The organism is Pantoea rodasii (assembly GCF_002095465.1).
GTDB lineage: Bacteria > Pseudomonadota > Gammaproteobacteria > Enterobacterales > Enterobacteriaceae > Pantoea > Pantoea rodasii.
In genome coordinates, this window is the sequence record NZ_MLFP01000047.1 from 1 (window position 1) to 3306 (window position 3306).

Annotated in this window: 2 rRNA genes; both read right to left on the reverse strand. The window is 53.4% G+C overall.

Annotated features, from left to right (window positions below):
• Position 1 precedes the first annotated feature (1 nt).
• A 5S ribosomal RNA gene (gene rrf / locus HA45_RS23185) occupies positions 2 to 117 on the reverse strand.
• A gap of 211 nt (positions 118 to 328) precedes the next feature.
• A 23S ribosomal RNA gene (locus tag HA45_RS23190) occupies positions 329 to 3236 on the reverse strand.
• Positions 3237 to 3306 lie beyond the last annotated feature (70 nt).

Here is a 3306-nt window from a genome sequence, read left to right on the forward strand (position 1 = left end):
TGCCTGGCAGTTCCCTACTCTCGCATGGGGAGACCCCACACTACCATCGGCGCTACGGCGTTTCACTTCTGAGTTCGGCATGGGGTCAGGTGGGACCACCGCGCTACAGCCGCCAGGCAAATCTTGGTGCACGAAACGAATCTTTTACGCCGTGGCTGCGTTGCTCTCCCTCGCGCTGTCCGGTCACATACCTCAGTATGCTCCCGTTCATCGTCTCGGTCGGCGCCTTGCCCCTGCGCAAAATCTTTCGTTTCCGCTAATTTTGTTATCCGGATGAATCAAGCTGAAAATCGACTTCTGCGTCTCTCAAAAACGCCTCTGGCGTTGTAAGGTTAAGCCTCACGGGTCATTAGTACCGGTTAGCTCAATGCATCGCTGCACTTACACATCCGGCCTATCAACGTCGTAGTCTTCAACGTCCCTTCAGGACTCTCAAGGAGTCAGGGAGAACTCATCTCGGGGCAAGTTTCGTGCTTAGATGCTTTCAGCACTTATCTTTTCCGCACTTAGCTACCGGGCAATGCCATTGGCATGACAACCCGAACACCAGCGGTGCGTTCACTCCGGTCCTCTCGTACTAGGAGCAACCCCCCTCAATTCTCCAGCGCCCACGGCAGATAGGGACCGAACTGTCTCACGACGTTCTAAACCCAGCTCGCGTACCACTTTAAACGGCGAACAGCCGTACCCTTGGGACCTACTTCAGCCCCAGGATGTGATGAGCCGACATCGAGGTGCCAAACACCGCCGTCGATATGAACTCTTGGGCGGTATCAGCCTGTTATCCCCGGAGTACCTTTTATCCGTTGAGCGATGGCCCTTCCATTCAGAACCACCGGATCACTATGACCTGCTTTCGCACCTGCTCGAGCCGTCACTCTCGCAGTCAAGCTGGCTTATGCCATTGCACTAACCTCCTGATGTCCGACCAGGATTAGCCAACCTTCGTGCTCCTCCGTTACTCTTTAGGAGGAGACCGCCCCAGTCAAACTACCCACCAGACACTGTCCGCAGCCCGGATCACGGGCCTACGTTAGAACATCAAACATTAAAGGGTGGTATTTCAAGGTTGGCTCCACGCAGACTGGCGTCCACGCTTCAAAGCCTCCCACCTATCCTACACATCAAGGCTCAATGTTCAGTGTCAAGCTATAGTAAAGGTTCACGGGGTCTTTCCGTCTTGCCGCGGGTACACTGCATCTTCACAGCGATTTCAATTTCACTGAGTCTCGGGTGGAGACAGCCTGGCCATCATTACGCCATTCGTGCAGGTCGGAACTTACCCGACAAGGAATTTCGCTACCTTAGGACCGTTATAGTTACGGCCGCCGTTTACCGGGGCTTCGATCAAGAGCTTCTCCTTGCGGATAACCCCATCAATTAACCTTCCGGCACCGGGCAGGCGTCACACCGTATACGTCCACTTTCGTGTTTGCACAGTGCTGTGTTTTTAATAAACAGTTGCAGCCAGCTGGTATCTTCGACTGGCTTCAGCTCGGGGAGCAAGTCCCTTCACCTACGCGCCAGCGTGCCTTCTCCCGAAGTTACGGCACCATTTTGCCTAGTTCCTTCACCCGAGTTCTCTCAAGCGCCTTGGTATTCTCTACCTGACCACCTGTGTCGGTTTGGGGTACGATTTCGTGTTACCTGGAGCTTAGAGGCTTTTCCTGGAAGCAGGGCATCAGTTACTTCACCACCGTAGTGGCTCGTCATCACACCTCAGCGTTAATAAGAGTCCGGATTTACCTAAACTCTCCGCCTACATGCTTAAACCGGGACAACCGTCGCCCGGATAACCTAGCCTTCTCCGTCCCCCCTTCGCAGTAACACCAAGTGCAGGAATATTAACCTGCTTCCCATCGACTACGCTTTTCAGCCTCGCCTTAGGGGTCGACTCACCCTGCTCCGATTAACGTTGAACAGGAACCCTTGGTCTTCCGGCGAGCGGGCTTTTCACCCGCTTTATCGTTACTTATGTCAGCATTCGCACTTCTGATACCTCCAGCACCCCTCACAGGACACCTTCAACGGCTTACAGAACGCTCCCCTACCCAACAACGCATAAGCGTCGCTGCCGCAGCTTCGGTGCATGGTTTAGCCCCGTTACATCTTCCGCGCAGGCCGACTCGACCAGTGAGCTATTACGCTTTCTTTAAATGATGGCTGCTTCTAAGCCAACATCCTGGCTGTCTGTGCCTTCCCACATCGTTTCCCACTTAACCATGACTTTGGGACCTTAGCTGGCGGTCTGGGTTGTTTCCCTCTTCACGACGGACGTTAGCACCCGCCGTGTGTCTCCCGTGATAACATTCTTCGGTATTCGCAGTTTGCATCGGGTTGGTAAGCCGGGATGGCCCCCTAGCCGAAACAGTGCTCTACCCCCGAAGATGAATTCACGAGGCGCTACCTAAATAGCTTTCGGGGAGAACCAGCTATCTCCCGGTTTGATTGGCCTTTCACCCCCAGCCACAAGTCATCCGCTAATTTTTCAACATTAGTCGGTTCGGTCCTCCAGTTAGTGTTACCCAACCTTCAACCTGCCCATGGCTAGATCACCGGGTTTCGGGTCTATACCCTGCAACTTAACGCCCAGTTAAGACTCGGTTTCCCTGCGGCTCCCCTATACGGTTAACCTTGCTACAGAATATAAGTCGCTGACCCATTATACAAAAGGTACGCAGTCACCCTATAAAGAAGGCTCCCACTGCTTGTACGTACACGGTTTCAGGTTCTGTTTCACTCCCCTCGCCGGGGTTCTTTTCGCCTTTCCCTCACGGTACTGGTTCACTATCGGTCAGTCAGGAGTATTTAGCCTTGGAGGATGGTCCCCCCATATTCAGACAGGATACCACGTGTCCCGCCCTACTCTTCGAACTCACAATAAGTGCATTTTTGTGTACGGGAGTATCACCCTGTACCCTGCGACTTTCCAGACGCTTCCACTAATGCACAAACTGATTCAGGTTCTGGGCTGTTCCCCGTTCGCTCGCCGCTACTGGGGGAATCTCGGTTGATTTCTTTTCCTCTGGGTACTTAGATGTTTCAGTTCCCCAGGTTCGCCTCGCAACACTATGTATTCATGTTGCGATGATGCACAGAGTGCACCGGGTTTCCCCATTCGGACATCGTCGGCTGTAGCGGTTCATATCACCTTACCGACGCTTTACGCAGATTAGCACGTCCTTCATCGCCTCTGACTGCCAGGGCATCCACCGTGTACGCTTAGTCGCTTAACCTCACAACCCACAGGCGTTTTACAACGCTGCAGACTGCAAGCATTTGAGAGACTCGAACATGTCTCATTCA